The organism is Streptomyces sulfonofaciens (genome assembly GCF_014656295.1).
GTDB lineage: Bacteria > Actinomycetota > Actinomycetes > Streptomycetales > Streptomycetaceae > Streptomyces > Streptomyces sulfonofaciens.
Genome location: NZ_BNCD01000006.1, coordinates 227,997 through 247,278 on the forward strand (window position 1 = coordinate 227,997; position 19,282 = coordinate 247,278).

Here is a 19,282-nt window from a genome sequence, read left to right on the forward strand (position 1 = left end):
GGCCACGCTCGGCTACGCGATCACCGCAGTGTGCGCGGTCGCGCCGTGTGCGGTACCGCCGTGCGCGGGAACGGGTGCAGCGCGCGCCCCGCGCACACGGCCCAGCGCGCACGGCCCGGTACTGGCGCGCGGCTGCGCTCCCGGGCGCCTACTTGAGTACGCGTACTCAGGCGCCCCCTGCCGCCGGGCCCGCAGGATCGATCACATGCTGTGGTCAGAACCCGACGACAAGCCGCCCGAGGACCTGCGCGCCGTCCAGGCGAAACTGCGGCGGCTGGGCGTGGTCCTGGCGCTGGCCGCGGTCCTGGTGATGATCGTGCTGTGGTGAGCCGCGGCACTGCCGGGGCCGCCCGCCCGCCGTGCGGGACGGGCGGCCCCCGCCTGCCGGAGCGCGCCGATACGCTGACCGCCATGAGTGATCAGCCCCGCCGATTCGTGCTCGCCTCCCAGTCCCCCGCCCGCCTCGGCCTGCTCCGCCAGGCGGGCCTGGCGCCCGACGTGATCGTCAGCGGTGTCGACGAGGACGCCGTCTCCGCCCCCACCCCCGCCGACCTGGCCCTGGCGCTCGCCGAGGCGAAGGCGTCCGTGGTCGCCGCACGCCCCGAGGTGATCAGGAGCGGTGCGCTGGTCGTGGGCTGCGACTCGGTACTCGACCTGGACGGCCAGCCGCTCGGCAAGCCCGCGGACGCGGAGGAGGCCACCGCGCGCTGGAAGGCGATGCGCGGCCGGGCGGGCACCCTGCAGACCGGCCACTGCGTCTACGACACGGCCACCGGCCGGCACTGCTCGGCCGTGGCCTCCACGGTGGTGCACTTCGGCGAGCCGAGCGACGCGGAGGTCGCGGCCTACGTGGCCTCCGGCGAGCCGCTGCACGTCGCCGGCGCCTTCACACTGGACGGCCGCTCGGCACCGTTCATCGAGCGCATCGAGGGCGACCACGGCAACGTCATCGGCATCAGCCTCCCGCTGTTGCGCCGGCTGCTGGGCGAACTGGGCGTGGCGATCACGGACTTGTGGGCGTAGCGCCGCCGGTCTGCTTCTGCCGGCCGGTCCACCTGGGCCGGCCGGGCCACCACGGCCGGTCGGCACCCCGCTCGTCGTAGGCGACGAGGCTGAGCACGATCAGGCCGAGGACCACCATCATGCACAGGAACGCGAACCAGCCGACCAGGCCGATCGCGAAGGCGCCCAGCAGCCCGTGCACCACGGCGGCGCTGATCAGCAGGATCCGCCAGAAGCCGGCCGGGCCGCGGTCGCGCACCGCCGCACGCAGCAGGACGGCGGCGTTCAGCAGCAGGTAGAGGCCGACGACCCCGCCGGCGATCCAGGTCGACACGGTCATCGCGTGGGGGGCCAGGCCCGCCAGGGACATGTCCTGCCGGTCCACGACCAGACCGAGGAACCAGTTCAGCAGCGCCATGCCGAGCGCCTCGAGAACGAGCACGATCGCCGCCACCAGCGCCACCGGTCTACGTGCCACGGCGCCCACCCACTTTCGCTGCCGTCACCACGTCGGAGGTACCTTCCAGGCCGCCTGGGCACGGGGAAGGTCCGGAACACCGCGCAGGCTACTTCCGGGTACACCCCTGGGCAAGGTCCGGGCACCGAGCCATGGCCAACGCTTCGCGCCACGCCCGGGGTGCACCCGGGGCACACCCGGGCCGAGGCACCGTCCGCCGGGCACCGCGCACGATCCCGCCGGCGGCTTCCCGTACGAAGACGCACGACACGCCGCCGGGCGGGCTGGAGGCTACGCACAGAAAACCGCAGCGTCGTAGTAGGGACCCCACAAAGAAACCCGATCAGCCGCAGCACGCTCTCACAGAGACCCCGGCCCCGTCAGACGGCTAAGGTTCCCCACAGGGAGCCTCGATACCAGGCGGGACAAGGGATTTCACGGCTGGAACGAGAGGCGCTTCACGCTCCGTGTGGGAAACCTCACCCTTGGGGACGGGTCGAAAGCCCGTGTCGGCAGTCCCTAAAATCAGTGTGTTGCAGCGACGTCTTCGGCACGATGATCCGCCGGGCACCCGCTCGGGTGCACCGAGCCGGGGGCCTGGGGGTGTACCCCGGAATACAGAGCAAGGAGGGAGCCATCGTGCGCAAGGTGCTCATCGCCAACCGTGGCGAAATCGCGGTCCGCGTGGCCCGGGCATGCCGGGACGCGGGCATTGCGAGCGTGGCCGTGTACGCGGAGCCGGACCGGGACGCTCTGCATGTCCGGGCCGCGGACGAGGCGTTCGCCCTGGGCGGTGACACCCCGGCGAGCAGCTACCTGGACATCGCGAAGGTGCTCCAGGCGGCGAAGGACTCCGGCGCGGACGCCGTCCACCCCGGCTACGGCTTCCTCTCGGAGAACGCGGAGTTCGCGCAGGCCGTGCTGGACGCCGGCCTGACCTGGATCGGCCCGCCCCCCGCGGCGATCCGGGACCTCGGCGACAAGGTGGCCGCCCGGCACATCGCCCAGCGCGCCGGTGCGCCGCTGGTCGCCGGCACGCCCGACCCGGTGAGCGGTGCCGAGGAGGTCGTGGCCTTCGCCAAGGAGCACGGCCTGCCCATCGCCATCAAGGCCGCCTTCGGCGGCGGCGGCCGGGGCCTGAAGGTGGCCCGCACCCTGGACGAGGTCCCGCACCTCTACGAGTCGGCGGTCCGCGAGGCGGTGGCGGCCTTCGGCCGCGGCGAGTGCTTCGTCGAGCGCTACCTGGACCGGCCGCGGCACGTGGAGACCCAGTGCCTGGCCGACCGGCACGGCAACGTCGTCGTCGTCTCGACGCGCGACTGCTCGCTCCAGCGCCGCCACCAGAAGCTCGTCGAGGAGGCCCCGGCGCCGTTCCTCACCCCGCAGCAGGAGGAGCAGCTCTACACCGCCTCCAAGGCGATCCTCAAGGAGGCCGGCTACGTCGGTGCCGGCACCGTGGAGTTCCTGGTCGGCAATGACGGCACCATCTCCTTCCTGGAGGTCAACACGCGCCTCCAGGTGGAGCACCCGGTCACCGAGGAGGTCACCGGCATCGACCTGGTCCGCGAGATGTTCCGCATCGCGGACGGCGAGGAGCTGGGATACGACGACCCGCCGATGCGCGGCCACTCCTTCGAGTTCCGCATCAACGGCGAGGACCCGGGCCGGGGCTTCCTCCCGGCCCCCGGTACCGTCACCGCCTTCGTCCCGCCGTCCGGCCCGGGCGTCCGGCTGGACGCGGGCGTCGAGTCCGGCAGTGTGATCGGCCCGGCGTGGGACTCCCTGCTGGCCAAGCTGATCGTCACCGGTGCCACGCGCCGGCAGGCCCTCGAACGGGCGGCCCGCGCGCTGGACGAGTTCCGGGTCGAGGGCATGGCGACGGCCCTGCCCTTCCACCGGGCCGTCGTCAGGGACCCGGCGTTCGGACCCGAACTGACCGGCTCGAAGGATCCGTTCACCGTGCACACCCGGTGGATCGAGACCGGCTTCGTCAACGAGATCAAGCCCTTCGCCGCCGCTGTGGACACCGCCGAGGCCGATGAGGACACGGGCCGCGAGACGGTGGTCGTGGAGGTCGGCGGCAAGCGCCTCGAAGTGTCGCTGCCGGCCAGCCTCGGCATGTCGCTGGCCAGGACGGGCCTGGCGGCCGGCGCCCGGCCCAAGCGGCGCGCGGTCCGCAAGTCCGGCCCCGCGGCGTCCGGTGACACCCTGGCCTCGCCGATGCAGGGCACCATCGTCAAGGTCGCGGTGGAGGAGGGCCAGGAGGTCAAGGAGGGCGACCTCGTGGTGGTGCTGGAGGCCATGAAGATGGAGCAGCCGCTGAACGCGCACCGCTCGGGCACCGTCAAGGGCCTGACGGCCGAGGTCGGCGCCTCGCTCACGTCCGGCGCCGTGATCTGCGAGATCAAGGACTGACACCGGGCGGCCCCGTCCCCCTCCGCCTCGGCGGCGCGCGCTGCGGCGCACGCCGCCGGTGGTGTCGCGCCCCACGGGCACGGGCCCGGCACCGCCCGGAGACGGTCCTCCCCGCGGTGGACGGGGAGGAGGGGCCTTTCGCCCACGAGGGCCGCTCGGGAGAGCCGCCCACGAAGTCGGCCCGGGACGGCCGTTCGGGGCGGCTCGCGGACCTACCGGACCGGCTACCGTGGAGGGCGCACGCGCCGGGGCGCCGGGTGGAACCGGCGAGCCCCGCGCCCCTGTCTCCCGACCACCGATGAGGACCCCGCGGTGAGCAACCAGGTCCGCGAGCAGAACGCCGATCACGGCGCCGCCCCGCGCATCCCCCCGGGCACCGGCATCCCCGCCGGCCGTCCCGCCGGTGCCGCCCGTGCCCTGGACCCCGGTCCCGCGCGGCGCGGGCCGATGCGCGCCGACGCGCGCCGCAACTACCAGCGGCTGCTGGCCGCGGCGCGCGCCGCGTTCGCCGAGCACGGCACGGACACACCACTGGAGGACGTCGCGCGCCGTGCCGGTGTGGGCATCGGCACGCTGTACCGGCACTTCCCGAACCGCCATGCGCTGATGAGCGCGGTCTTCGAGGACGCCGTCGCCGACCTCCTGGCCCGCTCCCGTGCGCTGCTCGACGACCCGCGGCCGTGCCAGGCGCTGGTCACCTGGCTGCGCGCCATCATCACCCATGCGAGCGAGTACCGCGGCCTGTCGCACGCGCTCATGTCGGCCTCGCACGACGACAGTTGCGCGCTGCGGCAGTGCAGCAACCCGATGCGGTCGGCGGGCCAGGCACTGCTCGCCCGGGCCCAGCGGGCGGGAGCGGTGCGCGAGGAGGTCTCCATCGGCGACCTGCTCCAGCTCACCAACGCGATAGCGCTCGCCGCGGAGGAGACCCCGGACGACCCCGCCCTGGCCGACCGCCTGCTGACCCTCACCCTGCGCGGTCTGACCACCGAATCCTGCTGACCCGTCCCTGCCCGGGGGCCGCGGGGGCGCGGGGCACGGCTGGCACGACGCACCGCGGGGGCGCAGGGTACGGCTGGCACGACGCACCGCAGGGGCGCGGGGCACGGTTGGCACGGCGCCCGGTCGGCACGACGCACCGCAGGGGCGCGGGGAACAGCGCGAGCAGCCCGCGGCGCGCTCGCGCCCACCCACCGGCCGCGGCCCAGCGGCTCCCCGGCCCGCCCGGGGGCCCCGGAAACCCGTAGGGCCACGGATCCGGCAAAGGGCCGGGGCGCAGGGCCCCGGCCGCTCAGCGACGCCGCAGATCCGCCACCCGGGCCCGCTCACCACCCGGCGGCTCGCCACCGATGACCGGCGGGGCGCTGCGCAACTGGGCGCCGGTGCCGGGCACCTGGCGGCGCGGGCCGGGCAGCGAGACGTCACGGCGCGGCCGGCGGGCCGCGGTGGCGGACGCGGGCGGCGCCGGGTCGGACTCCGCACTGCCCGCGACGGTGATCTGGACGCCCTGGTCGGCCAGCGCCTGCAACTCGGTGGCGGCGCGGTCGTCGTGCGCCGGCGGGTCGTCGGTGACCAGCCGGGTGATCACATCGGTGGGGACGGTCTGGAACATGGTGTCCGTGCCGAGCTTGGTGTGGTCGGCGAGGACCACGACCTCGCCCGCCGCCTGCACCAGGGCGCGGTCGACACTGGCGGAGAGCATGTTCGAGGTGGACAGTCCGCGCTCGGCGGTCAGACCGCTGCCGGACAGGAACGCGCGGGACACCCGCAGCCCCTGGAGCGACTGCTCGGCCCCGCTGCCGACCAGCGCGTAGTTGGAGCCGCGCAGGGTGCCGCCGGTCATCACGACCTCCACGCGGTTGGCGTGCGCGAGGGCCTGCGCCACCAGCAGGGAGTTGGTGACGACGGTCAGGCCAGGCACCCGGGCGAGTCTGCGGGCGAGCTCCTGGGTGGTGGTGCCGGCGCCCACCACGATGGCCTCGCCCTCGTCGACCAGGCCGGCGGCGAGATCGGCGATGGCCGTCTTCTCGGCGGTGGCCAGGTGCGACTTCTGGGGGAAGCCGGACTCGCGGGTGAACCCCCCGGGCAGGACCGCACCGCCGTGCCGGCGGTCCAGCAGTCCTTCTGCCTCCAGGGCACGCACGTCCCGCCGTACGGTGACTTCGGAGGTCTGGACGACGCGGGCGAGCTCACGGAGCGACACCGCTCCGTTGGCCCGCACCATTTCAAGGATCAATTGGCGACGTTCTGCAGCGAACACGAAACTGACAGTAACCCCGTCGACCGTCTGGTTTCAGCAGTTTCCGCCGAATAACAGAAATTGTTCGCACGGCATGTCAAGGAATGGTATAAGCCCTCGGCAGGGTGCTGCGCCGCGGCAGGGACCCGGCCGGTACGCGCCGCAACCCGGCGGGCACGAGGCGCCCTTGGCCCCGTCCGGACCGGTGGGCCGTCAGCCGCCGTCCGCCACCTTGCGGGTGTGCAACTGCCGCGCCACCTCCGCGATCGACCCGGACAGCGACGGGTAGACGGTGAAGGCGTTGGCGATCTGCTCGACCGTCAGGTTGTTGTCCACCGCGACCGAGATCGGGTGGATCAGCTCGGAGGCGCGCGGGGCGACCACCACGCCGCCGACCACGATCCCCGTGCCGGGGCGGGAGAAGATCTTGACGAAGCCGTCCCTGATGCCCTGCATCTTCGCACGGGGGTTGCGCAGCAGCGGCAGCTTGACGGACCGGGCGTCGATCCGGCCCTCGTCGACGTCGGCCTGGGTGTAGCCGACGGTGGCGATCTCGGGGTCGGTGAAGACGTTCGACGAGACCGTCTTCAGGTTCAGCGGCGCGACCGCGTCCCCCAGGAAGTGGTACATGGCGATGCGGCCCTGCATCGCGGCCACCGAGGCGAGCGCGAAGACACCGGTGACGTCGCCCGCGGCGTACACGCCTGGCGCGGAGGTGCGGGAGACCTTGTCGGTCCAGATGTGGCCGGACTCCTCCAGGCGGACGCCGGCCTCCTCCAGGCCCATTCCCGAGGTGTTCGGCACCGCGCCGACGGCCATCAGGCAGTGCGTGCCGGAGATGACCCGGCCATCCGCGAGCGTGACCTCCACCCGGTCGCCCGACCGCTTCGCCGACTGGGCGCGGGAGCGGGCCATGACGTTCATGCCGCGGCGCCGGAAGACGTCCTCCAGGACCGCGGCGGCGTCCGGGTCCTCGCCAGGCAGCACCCGGTCGCGGCTGGAGACGAGCGTGACCCGGGAACCGAGGGCCTGGTAGGCGCCGGCGAACTCGGCACCGGTGACGCCGGAGCCGACCACGATCAGCTCCCGGGGGAGCTCGTCCAGGTCGTAGACCTGCGTCCAGTTCAGGATCCGCTCGCCGTCCGGGCGGGCGTCGGGCAGCTCGCGGGGGTGACCGCCGGTGGCGATCAGCACGGCGTCGGCGTGCAGGGTCTCCTCGCCGCCGTCGGCCACCCGCACGATCACCCGGCGCGAGCCGTCCATGGCCTGCTGCCCGTCGAGCCGTGCGCGCCCGCGCTTGACCCGCGCGCCCGCACGGGTGACGGAGGCCGCGATGTCGTGCGACTGGGCGAGCGCGAGGCGCTTGACGCGGCGGTTGACCTTCCCGAGGTCCACGCCCACGACCCGCGCCTTCTGCTCCAGCGGCGCAGTGTCGTCCTCGACGATGATCCCCAGCTCCTCGTAGGAGGAGTCGAAGGTGGTCATCACCTCGGCCGTGGCTATCAGGGTCTTCGAGGGCACGCAGTCCGTGAGCACGGAGGCGCCGCCGAGGCCGTCGCAGTCGACCACGGTCACCTCCGCGCCGAGCTGCGCGGCCACCAGGGCCGCCTCGTATCCGCCGGGTCCGCCACCGATGATCACGATCCGAGTCACGTACCCCATTGTTCCGCACTCCCCCGCGCGGCTCGTCCCGGGGCCCGCTCCCGCCGGGGAGCGGTCGTGCCGGGCGCGACGGCGGCCGTCCGCGCGAGGGGCCCGCCTCCCGGCTGCCGTACTCTCGTCGCATGTCGCTCTACGCCGCCTACGCGGGCAATCTCGATGCGCGGCTGATGTCCCGCCGCGCTCCGCACTCGCCGTTGCGCGCCACCGGCTGGCTGAACGGCTGGCGGCTGACGTTCGGCGGCGAGCACATGGGCTGGGAGGGAGCACTGGCCACCCTCGTGGAGGACCCGCTGTCCCAGGTCTTCGTCGCGCTGTACGACATCGCGCCACCGGACGAGGACTCCATGGACCGCTGGGAGGGCGTCGGGCTCGACATATACCGCAGGACACGCGTGCGCGTGCACACCCTGGAGGGCGAGGAGCCGGCCTGGACGTACGTGCTCAACGGCTATGAGGGCGGACTGCCGTCGGCCCGCTACCTCGGGGAACTGGCGGATGCCGCCGAGTCCGCGGGCGCGCCGTACGACTATGTGATGGAGCTGCGCAAGCGGCCCTGCTGAGGACCGCCCGCGCTGCGGTGCGGCCCGGCTCCTGGCCCGGCTCGGCGTGCCTCGGAGGCGGCTCGACCCGGCCCGGAGGCGGCTCGACCCGGCTCGGCGTGGCTCTGAGGGGGCTCGGTCCGGCTCGGGAAGACGGTGCGGCCCGGACCGGGGAGAGCGGTGCGGCCCGGGGCAGTGCGGCCCGGCTCGGGGTGCGGCCCGGCTCGGGGTGCGGCCCGGCTCGGGGTGCGGCCCGGCTCGGGGTGCGGCCCGGCTCGGGGTGCGGGTCCCGCCGTGGGCGGTCCCGCGGTCCCGCCGCGGCGGGTCGCGCGGGCGGCCGCACGCCGCCGAAGCGGCCGGAAACAGCCTGGAAAACGGAGCAAGCCTCGACTGTCCCGCATCTACGCGCGTAGGCTCCGACCGGCTACCCTCGACCCCGTGAACGCATCTCTTCTCCCAGACGACATCCAGGGCGACCCCCGACAGGCCGCCGGCGCCGCAGCCGCGCGCCTGCGCGAGCTGACCGGTGCCGACACCCATGACGTCGCCCTCGTGATGGGCTCTGGCTGGACCCCGGCGGTCGACGCGCTCGGCACCGCCGAGTGCGATTTCGCCGTCACCGAGCTGCCTGGGTTCCCCCCGCCGACCGTCGCGGGACACGTCGGCACCGTCCGTTCGTACCGCATCGGTGAGAAGCGGGCCATGGTCTTCCTCGGCCGCACCCACTTCTACGAGGGCCACGGCGTGGCGCCCGTAGCGCACGGCGTGCGGACCGCCGCCGCGGCCGGCTGCAAGACCATCGTGCTGACGAACGGCTGCGGCGGGCTGCGCGAGGGCATGTACCCCGGCCAACCCGTGCTGATCAGCGACCACATCAACCTCACGGGCGCCTCGCCCATCGTCGGCGCCAACTTCGTGGACATGACCGACCTCTACTCCCCGCGGTTGCGCACGCTCTGCAAGGAGATCGACCCCTCCCTGGAGGAGGGTGTGTACGCGCAGTTCCCGGGGCCCCAGTACGAGACCCCGGCCGAGGTGCGGATGGCGCGGGCGATGGGCGCGGACCTGGTGGGCATGTCCACGGCCCTGGAGTCGATCGCCGCGCGTGCGGCGGGTGTCGAGGTGCTCGGCATCTCGCTGGTCACCAACCTCGCCGCGGGGATGACCGGGGAGCCGCTGAACCACGAGGAGGTCCTGAGGGCCGGCCGCGAGGCGGCGACCCGGATGGGGGGCCTGCTGGCGCAGGTACTGCCGCGGATCTGAACGCGGCGGATCACGCGCTCGGGCGGATCACGCGGGGGCCCGTGCCCCTGCCGTCCCGGCGGCCTCGGGCAGCGCCCGACGGGGTCCGGGCGGCATCCCGGGCGGCGCCCGGGAGCATCGCCCGGGTCGCGGGCAGCGCTCGGGCCGGGCGGCAGTCGGGCGCGTGCAACGGCAGTCGGGCGCATGGAGCGGCAGTCGGGCGCGCGGCGTCCGGCACGGGCGGCGTCCGGCACGGGCCGCGTCCGGCACGGGCGGCGCCACCCCCGCGGCCGCCGGCTGCCGGGGATACGGCAGTCTGCGTACAACGCCGGAACACGTCGGAACACGTCGGAGCCGGCCGCAGGTTACGGACGAGAGGCTGAGAAGTGGTGCAGGACGAACTCATCGCACGGGCCGAGGCCTGGCTCGCCGAGGATCCCGACCCGGCCACCCGCGAGGAGCTGGCCGCGCTGATCGAGGCCGGCGACCGCGAGGAGCTGGCCGCGCGGTTCGCCGGCACGCTCCAGTTCGGCACCGCCGGACTGCGCGGTGAACTCGGCGCGGGCCCGATGCGGATGAACCGCGCGGTGGTGATCCGGGCGGCCGCCGGCCTGGCCCGCTACCTCACCGCCCGGCGCCCCGGGGGTTCCGGCGACGGCCCCGGCGACCTGGTGGTGATCGGTTACGACGCCCGCCACATGTCCGCCGAGTTCGCGCGGGACACCGCCGCCGTGGTGACCGGTGCGGGGCTGCGCGCCGCGGTCCTGCCCCGCCCGCTGCCGACACCCGTGCTGGCCTTCGCCATCCGGCACCTGGGCGCCGTCGCCGGGGTGGAGGTCACCGCGAGCCACAACCCGCCGCGCGACAACGGCTACAAGGTCTACCTGGGTGACGGCGCGCAGATCGTGCCCCCCGTCGACGGCGAGATCGCGGCCGAGATCGCCGCGGTCGGCCCGCTGGCCCGGGTGCCCCGGCCGGACGGCGGCTGGCTGACGCTCGGCGAGGAGGTCCTGGAGGCGTACCTCACGCGGGCCGGCACGGTCCTCGCCGCCGACTCGCCGCGTACCGCCCGGGTGGTGTACACGCCGATGCACGGTGTCGGCAAGGAGACCCTGCTCGCCGCCTTCGCCCGGGCCGGCTTCCCGGCCCCGCTGCCGGTCGCCGAGCAGGCCGAGCCCGACCCCGACTTCCCCACCGTCGCGTTCCCCAATCCCGAGGAGCCCGGCGCGATGGACCTCGCCTTCGCCACGGCACGCGCCGCGGCGGGCACGGACGCCGGGGCCCCCGACCTGGTCATCGCCAACGACCCCGACGCCGACCGCTGCGCCGTGGCGGTGCCCGACACCTCCGTGGCGGCCGGCTGGCGGATGCTCAGGGGCGACGAGGTGGGCGCCCTGCTCGCGGCCCACCTGGTGCGGCGCGGGGTGGGGGCGCGGGACGGCGCGCAGCAGCGCGGGGCAGAGGGGGCGGCCGAGGGCGGCCGGGACGCCTTCGCCGCCTCCATCGTCTCGTCGTCGCTGCTCGGCAGGATCGCCGCGGCCGCGGGCCTGCGGCACGAGGAGACGCTCACCGGCTTCAAGTGGATCGCCCGCGTCCAGGGCCTGCGCTACGGCTACGAGGAGGCGCTCGGCTACAGCGTGGACCCCGAGGGTGTCCGCGACAAGGACGGCATCACCGCGGCGCTGCTGGTGACGGAGCTGGCCTCACAGCTCAAGGCGGAGGGACGCACCCTCCAGGACCTGCTGGACGACCTGGCGGTCGAGCACGGCCTGCACGCGACCGACCAGCTCTCGGTCCGCGTCGACGACCTGACCGTCATCTCGGACGCGATGCGGCGGCTGCGCACCCGGCCGCCCGCGGCGCTCGCGGGCCTGTCCGTCACCGCGGCCGAGGACCTGGCGGAGGGCGCCTCGGGCCTGCCGCCCACGGACGGACTGCGCTACACCCTCAAGGGCGCCTACCAGGCCCGGGTCATCGTCCGCCCGAGCGGTACGGAACCCAAGCTCAAGTGCTACCTGGAGGTCGTGGTGCCCCTCGCCGCCCGCGCGCATCTCCCGCAGGCGCGCGCCACGGCGGCCGAGCTCCTTGCCGCACTGAAGGCCGACCTGGCGGCCGCGGGCGGCCTGCCAGCACCCGCGCACCACTGACGCGCCACCCGCATGGGCGCCCGGGCGGGCCGCTGGGGCCGGGACCGGCCGGGGCCCGCCCGCCTGCGCACACCCCGGGCCCGTCGGCAACCCGCCGCGGGCGGACCACCGGGCCCGCGCTCGATCGCCGCTCGTCCCGAGCACCCCGGGCCGCCACCGGCCCCGCCCCGCCGCGCGGGGCCGGTGGCGGCCCGCGGCGCGAACCGGCACGGAGCACCGCGCGAACCGGCACGGAGCTCTTCGCGGAACGCCACGGAGCTCTTCACGGAACGGCACAGACCACGGCGCCAACACGCACGGACCGCGATGCGGAACGGCACGGACCACTCCGTGCACCCGCACGGAGCACGGCACGGCACTACCGACCGCGGTGCGGGCCGGCCGCCCCACGGGCGCCTGGTTCCCTCCTGCGGGTGATTTGCGCGCGGCAGTTGACGCAGCGTTCCCATAGGCGGGCGGGGGGCCGAGGAACCGTTCACCGGTAGCCCTCCCCCGCGCCCTGGAGCCGCCGCTGTGTCCACGCCCACGTCCCCGGCGGCTCCCGGTCCTTGCGGCCCGGCCGCCGCGGCTCCGGTATCCGCACCGCGCGCGTCGGCCCGGTCCGGCGCCCCGTCCGCACCCCGCCCACGGCCCCCCGGCCCTGCGGGAACACGTCTGTCGGGGCTCCTGCCGGGCTCGCGGCGCCGTCGTCCGGCCCCGTCCGCCCCACCGCGCTCGTGCCCGCCCCGGCCCGGGCCCACGGCGCCGGCCGCACCGGCAGGAGGCGGGCGCGGCGGGCGCGGCGGGCCCGGGCGGATGGGCAGGAGCCTGCGGCGGGCCCTTCCCGCGCTCTGCTGCTACGCCGCGGTACGCCTGGTGGGGCTCGTGGTGCTGGCGAAGTGGGCGCACCAAAGGCACCTCGACGTGTGGCCGATGCTCAGCAGCGAGTGGGACTCCGCCTGGTACCTGCGGATCGCGGAGCACGGCTACGCGCACGTGGCACACGGCCCCGCGGACCTGGTGCACGGCCACCCGGACGGGCTCGGCAGACAGGCACGGGACCTCGCCTTCTTCCCGTTGTACCCGATGCTGGTGAGGGCCCTGGCCACCGTGCTGCCGGGCCCAGCGGCAGCGGCGGGCGTCGTCCTCGCGGTGCTGGCCTCACTCGTCGCCGCCTGGGGCGTCTTCGCGGTCGGCGACCGGCTGTACGGCCGCCGGGCAGGCGTCCTGCTCACCGTGCTGTGGGCGGCCCTGCCCACCGGCCTGGTGCAGTGGATGGGCTACACGGAGTCGCTCTTCACCGCCCTCGCCGCCTGGTCCCTGCACGCCGTCCTCACCGGCCGCTGGCTGTGGGCCGGCGCGCTCGCGGCCCTGTGCGGCCTCACCCGTCCCACCGGGGTGGCCCTGGCGACCGCGGTGACCGCGGCGGGCCTGGTGACGCTGTGGCGGCAGTGGCGAGCGGGAGCGACGGCGGCCCGGGCAGCCCGGCACGGGGGCAGCCGCGGGGCCGTGTGCCACGTGCGCGTAGCCGTGGCCCACGGCCGCGGCACACCGCGGGGCCCGGCCCTCGTGACGCCCCGGGCACGCCCCCGCGGGACGGCCGGGCGCGGCCGGTGGCGTCCGGCCGAGCCCGGCGCGCCCCGGCCGGAAGCCGCCGCCCGGACCGTTGCGGGCGGCGGTGCGGACGGCACGGGCGCCCACCCGGGCGGCGCCGGTACCGCATCCGGCAGCCGTCACGGCGCCGGCGCCGCGTCAGGCGGCCCTCACGGTGCCGGTGCCCGTCGCGATGCCGGTACGGGCCCGGGTGCCGTTGCCGGAACCGGTGCCCCGGGCATCGGTACCGGTCGCCATGCCGGTGCGGGTGCCAGCGCCAGCGCCGGTGCCGGTGCCGGTCCCGGTCGGGCAGTACGGGTGCGGGCCTGCTCGCCCCGGGTCCTCGCCGGCACCGTGCTGGCACCGGCGGGCTGGCTCGGCTTCCTCGGCTGGGTCGGGGTGCGTACCGGGCGCTGGGACGGCTACTTCGCCGTCCAGCGGCTGTGGCGCAACCAGTGGGACGGCGGGGAGGAGACCTGGCGCCGCGTCCGCGAGCTCTTCTCGCACGATCCGACGCCCCAGTTGCACCTGGTGCTCGTGACGGTCACCCTGCTGGTCTCCACGGTGCTCTTCGTGCTGTCCGCCCTGGACCGCCAGCCGCTGCCGCTGCTGGTCTTCACCGGGGTGCTGCTCGCCATCACGCTGGGCAGCGGCGGTGTCTACCCGCCCCGGGCGAGGTTCCTGCTGCCCGGCTTCCCGCTGCTGCTGCCGGCCGCCCTGGTGCTCGCCCGCGCCAGACCCCGGTGGACGGCCCTCACCGTGACGGCGGCGGTGGCCGTCTCGGCGTACTGGGGCGCCTACATGCTGCTGGTCTGGCGCGGCGCACCGTGACCGGACCGGACCGGCGGCGCGGTCCGAAGGCAGCGGAGTCCGGACGCGACAGAGTTCCGGACCCGACAGAAATCCGGACGCGACAGAAATCCGGACGAGCACGTCCGCACGCGGCGCGTCCGTACGCAGCACACTGCGAACGCGGCGCGGCGCGGCGCGGCCCACCCACCGCGGCACCGGGTCGCGGTTCCGGGGCGGCGCCGGGATCCGGCGCCGTCGGCACCGCGGCGGGCCAGACCTGCGAACCGGACACAGCCGGTCGCAGCCGGACGCACCCGGGCGCAGCCAGCCCCAGCCGTAGGCAGCAGGTCTCACACAGTCCCAGCCGGACAGAGCAGGTCTCAGCCGGACACAGCAGGTCTCACGCGCTCCCAGCCGGACACGGCCGGACAGAGCAGGTCTCAGCCGGACACAACCAGCACCAACCAGCACCAACCAGCCCCAGGGGACACACCCGGTCTCAGCCGGTCTCAGCCGACGGCGAGCAGGACCGCCAGCAGCACCAGTCCGGCGAGGGCCGGGGCCATGACCTCGTAGGACCAGCGGACCTCGGGTTCGCCCTGTGCGAGGGGCTCTTCCGCTCGGGTCTCGGCGAGCTCGCGCAGATCGTCCATGGTCCGGTCGGCCGGCGCACGCACCGGTCCCGAGGCCCCGGGACCGGTGGGGCGGCCCCGCCGGGCGCCCGCGGCCCCGCCGAACGCCCCGGTGAGCCCACGGGGGCGAGGAGCGCCGAAGACGCCCCCGCCGCCCTGCCCCGACTCGGCCGCTGCGGCCCGTACCTGCTCGTGCCCGGCCTTCTTGCGGGCCCGCAGCGAGACGGGTATGGCCCATAGCTGGTACTTGGCGCCCGCCCTGTCCAGCACCTCGTTCGAGTAACCGGACCGCAGCGCGGAGACGGCCGCCCAGGGCAGCGTGATGGTGCGGAAGGGGTTGCGGACCCGCAGCCGTTCGTCGTTGGCGTACACCGCGGGACGCACCGTGAACGCCGATACCAGCGGCACCACCAGCAGCATCGTCGCCAGCGCGAGCCAGGGCGTGCGGCCCTGCCCGCGGATCAGCGCGTCTATCCCGAGCCACGCCACGAGCGCCAGCAGGAGGACGCCGCCGGCGATACCGGCGGCCGACCGGAACACCCGGTCCGGGGAGGAGCTCCGCTCGGGCCCCGCCGCCGGCCGGGCGGGGTCGGGGACGCCCCCGACGGAGGCGTCCTCCCCGGCGTTCGGTTCCCGCTCCGGCACCGTGCGCCCGGCGCCGTCCGGCCCGTCCGGCCCGTCCGCCGCGCCCGGGAGTTCCTCGGACGCGCCCGGGAGCCCCTCGGACGCGCCCGCACCGGACGCCCCGCGCGCCTCGTCCTCCGACTCCGCACGCCCCGCGCCACCGCCCACGTCCCCCTCCGGCACCGCACGCCCCGCGCCAGTGCGCACCCCGCCGCCCGGCGCCCGCGCGCCGGCCTCACGCTCCTCGGGTGCGTCGCCGCCCTGCGCACCGCGCACGTCGTCGCCCTGCGATGGGTCCTGTTCGCGCGGCTCGGGCCGGGGGCCGGGGTCGGAGGTCGTCATACCGCGATTCTGCCTGACACCCGCCACCCGCCTGAATCACGCCCGGGTCACGCCCCCATCACGCCTCATATGCGGCCATCTCCTCCGGACCCGCTCCCCTGTACCGCCGCTACGCGTGTAGATATGCTCCCCTCGTGACCATGTCCACCACCGCACACGACGCACCGGCCGCGCCTCCGCCCGACCCCGCCACCACGCTCCCGTCCGTCCCCGAGCAGTTCGCCGGCGCCACCGCCTCCAACCGCGCCCTGACCCGCTTCCTGCACGGCCTGCCGGGCGTCGACCCGGTCGGCCTCGAAGCACGGGCCGCGGCGCTCGGCACCCGTTCGATCAAGACCACGGCCAAGGCGTACGCCATCGACCTGGCCATCTCGATGATCGACCTGACGACCCTGGAGGGCGCGGACACCCCGGGCAAGGTGCGGTCGCTCGGCGCCAAGGGGGCGCAGCCCGACCCCACCGACCGCACGGCCCCACGGGTGGCCGCGGTCTGCGTGTACCCGGACATGGTGGCCACCGCGAGGCAGGCCGTCGCCGGCACCGGCATCAAGGTCGCGTCCGTGGCCACCGCCTTCCCGGCGGGCCGCGCCGCGCTCGACGTCAAGCTGGCGGACGTGCGCTCCGCGGTCGCCGCGGGTGCCGACGAGGTCGACATGGTCATCGACCGCGGCGCCTTCCTGGCCGGCGACTACCTGAAGGTCTACGACGAGATCCGCGCCGTGAAGGAGGCGAGCGGCACCGCCCGCCTGAAGGTGATCTTCGAGACCGGCGAGCTGTCGACGTACGACAACATCCGCCGCGCCTCCTGGCTCGGCATGATCGCGGGCGCCGACTTCATCAAGACCTCCACCGGCAAGGTCGCGGTGAACGCCACACCGGCCAACACCCTGCTGATGCTGGAGGCGGTGCGCGACTTCCGGGCCCAGACCGGTGTGCAGGTCGGCGTGAAGCCCGCCGGCGGCATCCGCACCTCCAAGGACGCGATCAAGTTCCTGGTGCTGGTGAACGAGACCGCCGGCGAGGACTGGCTGCACCAGGACTGGTTCCGTTTCGGCGCCTCGTCGCTGCTGAACGACCTGCTGATGCAGCGCCAGAAGCTGACGACCGGGCGGTACTCCGGCCCCGACTACGTGACGGTGGACTGACGCTCTCATGACCACGAACCAGACCAAGGGCAAGAAGAAGCAAGAGCCGGCGGCCGAGCGGCCCGGCACGGCGGCGGCCCGTCCGGGGCGCTCCGGCGGCCCTTCGCCCCTGTTCGCCTACGCCCCCGCGCCCGAGTCCCGTACGGTCGTCGACATCGCCCCCTCCTACGGGCTGTTCGTCGACGGGGAGTTCACCGAGGCGGCGGACGGCCGGGTGTTCAAGACCGTCAGCCCGGCCACGGAGGAGGTGCTCTCCGAGGTGGCGCGGGCCGGTGCCGCGGACGTGGACCGCGCGGTGGGGGCGGCCCGCAGGGCCTTCCCCGCGTGGTCCGCGCTGCCGGGCGCCGAGCGCGCCAAGTACCTCTTCCGGATCGCGCGGATCATCCAGGAGCGCTCGCGCGAGCTGGCCGTCCTGGAGACGCTGGACAACGGGAAGCCGATCAGGGAGACCCGCGACGCCGATCTGCCCCTGGTCGCCGCGCACTTCTTCTACTACGCCGGCTGGGCCGACAAGCTGCGGCACGCGGGCTTCGGCCCCGAGCCGCGCCCGCTGGGCGTCGCCGGCCAGGTCATCCCCTGGAACTTCCCGCTGCTGATGCTGGCCTGGAAGGTCGCCCCCGCCCTCGCCACCGGCAACACCGTCGTACTGAAGCCCGCCGAGACCACCCCGCTGTCCGCCCTGTTCTTCGCGGACGTCTGCCGCCAGGCCGGGCTGCCCAGGGGCGTGGTCAACATCCTGCCCGGCTACGGCGACACCGGCGCGGCGCTGGTCGCGCACCCGGACGTGGACAAGGTCGCCTTCACCGGGTCCACGGCGGTCGGCAAGGAGATCGCCCGCACGGTCGCCGGCACCCGCAAGAAGCTCACCCTGGAGCTGGGCGGCAAGGGCGCCAACATCGTCTTCGACGACGCACCGGTCGACCAGGCCGTGGAGGGCATCGTCGGCGGCATCTTCTTCAACCAGGGCCAGGTCTGCTGCGCGGGCTCCCGGCTGCTGGTGCAGGAGTCGATCGCGGACGAGCTGCTCGCCTCCCTCAAGCGCCGCCTGACGACGCTGCGCCTGGGCGACCCGCTGGACAAGAACACCGACATCGGGGCGATCAACTCCGCCGAGCAACTGGCCCGGATCACCGCGCTCGCCGAGACCGGCGAGGCGGAGGGCGCGGAGCGCTGGACGGCGCCCTGCGACCTGCCCTCGTCCGGGTACTGGTTCGCGCCCACGCTCTTCACCAACGTCACCCAGGCGCACACCGTCGCCCGTGACGAGATCTTCGGCCCGGTGCTCTCGGTGCTGACGTTCCGCACCCCGGACGAGGCCGTCGCCAAGGCCAACAACAGCCAGTACGGCCTGTCGGCAGGTGTGTGGACCGAGAAGGGCTCCCGGATCCTGGCCGTCGCGAACAAGCTGCGCGCGGGCGTCGTCTGGTCCAACACGTTCAACAAGTTCGATCCGACCTCGCCGTTCGGCGGCTACAAGGAGTCGGGTTTCGGCCGCGAGGGCGGCCGTCACGGTCTGGAGGCCTACCTCGATGTCTGAGCCGTCCGCCGGGACACGCCTGGGTGTCCTCAAGACCTACAAGCTGTACGTCGGGGGCAGGTTCCCCCGGAGCGAGAGCGGCCGGGTGTACGAGGTGACGGACTCCAAGGGCGCATGGCTGGCGAACGCGCCGCGCGCCTCGCGCAAGGACGCCAGGGACGCGGTGGTAGCCGCCCGGAAGGCGTTCGGCGGCTGGTCGGGCGCGACGGCGTACAACCGCGGCCAGATCCTGTACCGCATCGCCGAGATGCTGGAGGGCCGGCGCGAGCAGTTCGTCCGCGAGGTCGCCGACGCGGAGGGACTGACGAGGCCGAAGGCCGCCGCGCAGGTCGACGCGGCCGTCGACCGGTGGGTCTGGTACGCGGGCTGGACCGACAAGGTGGCCCAGGTGTTCGGCGGCGGCAACCCCGTCGCGGGCCCCTACTTCAACCTCTCCACCCCGGAGCCGACGGGTGTGGTGGCCGTCCTCGCACCGGGGACCCCGGCGTTGCTGGGTCTGGTGTCGGTGCTCGCGCCGGTGATCGCGACCGGCAACACCGCCGTGCTGGTCGCCGGCGAACGCGCACCGCTGCCCGCCCTGACGCTCGGCGAGGTGCTGGCCACCTCCGATCTGCCGGGTGGCGTGGTGAACGTCCTGTCGGGCCGCACCGCGGAGATCGCGGCACCGCTCGCCGCGCACCAGGACGTCAACGCGCTCGACCTGACCGGCGCCGACGCGGACCTCGCGAAGGAGCTGGAGACCGCGGCCGCGGACAACCTCAAGCGGGTGCTGCGTCCACAGCCTGTGGACGGCCCCGGCGCCGCGGACTGGACGGCCGATCCGGGCACCGCCCGGCTGACCGCCTTCCTGGAGACCAAGACGGTGTGGCACCCGACGGGCGCACTGGGCGTGTCCGGCAGCTCGTACTGACCGCGGAAGCGCCCCGCAGCCCGCA

At 74.8% G+C, this 19,282-nt stretch carries 15 protein-coding genes; 11 read left to right on the forward strand and 4 right to left on the reverse strand.

Annotated features, from left to right (window positions below; translation table 11 throughout):
* Nucleotides 1-205 precede the first annotated feature (205 nt).
* Both mmpB and IE313_RS12715 read left to right on the forward strand, forming a co-directional pair.
* Nucleotides 206-328 carry a morphogenic membrane protein MmpB gene (gene mmpB / locus IE313_RS35995; protein WP_268256702.1) on the forward strand — a complete coding sequence of 41 codons (123 nt, stop codon included), beginning with the start codon at nt 206-208 and terminating at the stop codon, nt 326-328.
* A gap of 83 nt (nt 329-411) precedes the next feature.
* On the forward strand, nt 412-1,023 hold the full coding sequence (locus IE313_RS12715) for a nucleoside triphosphate pyrophosphatase (protein WP_189931377.1): 612 nt from the start codon (nt 412-414) through the stop codon (nt 1,021-1,023).
* Here IE313_RS12715 and IE313_RS12720 read toward each other — a convergent pair.
* Nucleotides 1,004-1,480: a hypothetical protein gene (locus IE313_RS12720; protein ID WP_189931379.1), complete on the reverse strand. Its 477-nt coding sequence runs from the start codon at nt 1,478-1,480 to the stop codon at nt 1,004-1,006. The two genes, IE313_RS12715 and IE313_RS12720, sit on opposite strands and share 20 nt — an antisense overlap.
* A 618-nt stretch (nt 1,481-2,098) precedes the next feature.
* Here IE313_RS12720 and IE313_RS12725 point away from each other — a divergent pair.
* Nucleotides 2,099-3,874, forward strand: coding sequence for an acetyl/propionyl/methylcrotonyl-CoA carboxylase subunit alpha (locus IE313_RS12725; RefSeq protein ID WP_189931381.1), 1,776 nt, complete (start codon nt 2,099-2,101; stop codon nt 3,872-3,874).
* 447 nt (nt 3,875-4,321) lie between these two features.
* Entirely contained in the window at nt 4,322-4,876 is a 555-nt protein-coding gene (locus IE313_RS12730) for a TetR/AcrR family transcriptional regulator (protein WP_189931608.1), read from the forward strand.
* A 289-nt stretch (nt 4,877-5,165) separates the two neighbouring features.
* Here the strand turns inward: IE313_RS12730 and IE313_RS12735 are convergent, their stop codons facing one another.
* Both IE313_RS12735 and IE313_RS12740 read right to left on the reverse strand, forming a co-directional pair.
* Entirely contained in the window at nt 5,166-6,134 is a 969-nt protein-coding gene (locus IE313_RS12735; protein WP_189931382.1) for a DeoR/GlpR family DNA-binding transcription regulator, read from the reverse strand.
* Nucleotides 6,135-6,326: 192 nt separating this feature from the next.
* Nucleotides 6,327-7,775: an NAD(P)H-quinone dehydrogenase gene (locus tag IE313_RS12740; protein WP_189931384.1), complete on the reverse strand. Its 1,449-nt coding sequence runs from the start codon at nt 7,773-7,775 to the stop codon at nt 6,327-6,329.
* Nucleotides 7,776-7,897: 122 nt separating this feature from the next.
* Between IE313_RS12740 and IE313_RS12745 the strand changes: the two genes are divergently transcribed.
* The 4 genes from IE313_RS12745 (at nt 7,898) to IE313_RS36205 (ending at nt 14,106) form a co-directional block, all read left to right on the forward strand.
* The gene (locus tag IE313_RS12745; RefSeq protein ID WP_189931386.1) at nt 7,898-8,335 is read left to right on the forward strand and encodes a gamma-glutamylcyclotransferase family protein; all 438 of its coding nucleotides are present in this window, start codon (nt 7,898-7,900) and stop codon (nt 8,333-8,335) included.
* 417 nt (nt 8,336-8,752) lie between these two features.
* Entirely contained in the window at nt 8,753-9,577 is an 825-nt protein-coding gene (locus IE313_RS12750) for a purine-nucleoside phosphorylase (protein ID WP_189931388.1), read from the forward strand.
* Between the two features lie 368 nt (nt 9,578-9,945).
* Nucleotides 9,946-11,703, forward strand: coding sequence for a phospho-sugar mutase (locus IE313_RS12755; RefSeq protein WP_189931390.1), 1,758 nt, complete (start codon nt 9,946-9,948; stop codon nt 11,701-11,703).
* 795 nt (nt 11,704-12,498) lie between these two features.
* On the forward strand, nt 12,499-14,106 hold the full coding sequence (locus tag IE313_RS36205) for a putative hexosyltransferase (protein ID WP_308439168.1): 1,608 nt from the start codon (nt 12,499-12,501) through the stop codon (nt 14,104-14,106).
* 470 nt (nt 14,107-14,576) lie between these two features.
* Here IE313_RS36205 and IE313_RS35145 read toward each other — a convergent pair whose 3' ends face one another.
* Nucleotides 14,577-15,344: a PH domain-containing protein gene (locus tag IE313_RS35145; protein ID WP_373316979.1), complete on the reverse strand. Its 768-nt coding sequence runs from the start codon at nt 15,342-15,344 to the stop codon at nt 14,577-14,579.
* A gap of 461 nt (nt 15,345-15,805) precedes the next feature.
* Between IE313_RS35145 and deoC the strand changes: the two genes are divergently transcribed.
* From deoC to IE313_RS12780, 3 genes are read left to right on the forward strand one after another with little or no spacing between them, the layout of a single operon-like run.
* Entirely contained in the window at nt 15,806-16,810 is a 1,005-nt protein-coding gene (gene deoC, locus IE313_RS12770) for a deoxyribose-phosphate aldolase (protein WP_189931610.1), read from the forward strand.
* Nucleotides 16,811-16,817: 7 nt separating this feature from the next.
* The gene (locus tag IE313_RS12775) at nt 16,818-18,347 is read left to right on the forward strand and encodes an aldehyde dehydrogenase family protein (RefSeq protein ID WP_229924578.1); all 1,530 of its coding nucleotides are present in this window, start codon (nt 16,818-16,820) and stop codon (nt 18,345-18,347) included.
* Nucleotides 18,340-19,257, forward strand: a complete 918-nt coding sequence (locus tag IE313_RS12780; protein WP_189931394.1) for an aldehyde dehydrogenase family protein — start codon at nt 18,340-18,342, stop codon at nt 19,255-19,257. The genes IE313_RS12775 and IE313_RS12780 overlap by 8 nt, the downstream gene beginning before the upstream one ends.
* Nucleotides 19,258-19,282: the final 25 nt, after the last annotated feature.

Bases quoted from the DNA above. Each gene is read 5' to 3' on its own strand.
- IE313_RS12730 (WP_189931608.1), top strand. From the start codon at position 4,322: ATGCGCGCCGACGCGCGCCGCAACTACCAGCGGCTGCTGGCCGCGGCG.
- IE313_RS12715 (WP_189931377.1), top strand. From the start codon at position 412: ATGAGTGATCAGCCCCGCCGATTCGTGCTCGCCTCCCAGTCCCCCGCC.
- IE313_RS12740 (WP_189931384.1), bottom strand. From the start codon at position 7,775: ATGGGGTACGTGACTCGGATCGTGATCATCGGTGGCGGACCCGGCGGA.
- IE313_RS12745 (WP_189931386.1), top strand. From the start codon at position 7,898: ATGTCGCTCTACGCCGCCTACGCGGGCAATCTCGATGCGCGGCTGATG.
- IE313_RS12780 (WP_189931394.1), top strand. From the start codon at position 18,340: ATGTCTGAGCCGTCCGCCGGGACACGCCTGGGTGTCCTCAAGACCTAC.
- IE313_RS12775 (WP_229924578.1), top strand. From the start codon at position 16,818: ATGACCACGAACCAGACCAAGGGCAAGAAGAAGCAAGAGCCGGCGGCC.
- IE313_RS36205 (WP_308439168.1), top strand. From the start codon at position 12,499: ATGGGCAGGAGCCTGCGGCGGGCCCTTCCCGCGCTCTGCTGCTACGCC.
- deoC (WP_189931610.1), top strand. From the start codon at position 15,806: ATGTCCACCACCGCACACGACGCACCGGCCGCGCCTCCGCCCGACCCC.
- mmpB (WP_268256702.1), top strand. From the start codon at position 206: ATGCTGTGGTCAGAACCCGACGACAAGCCGCCCGAGGACCTGCGCGCC.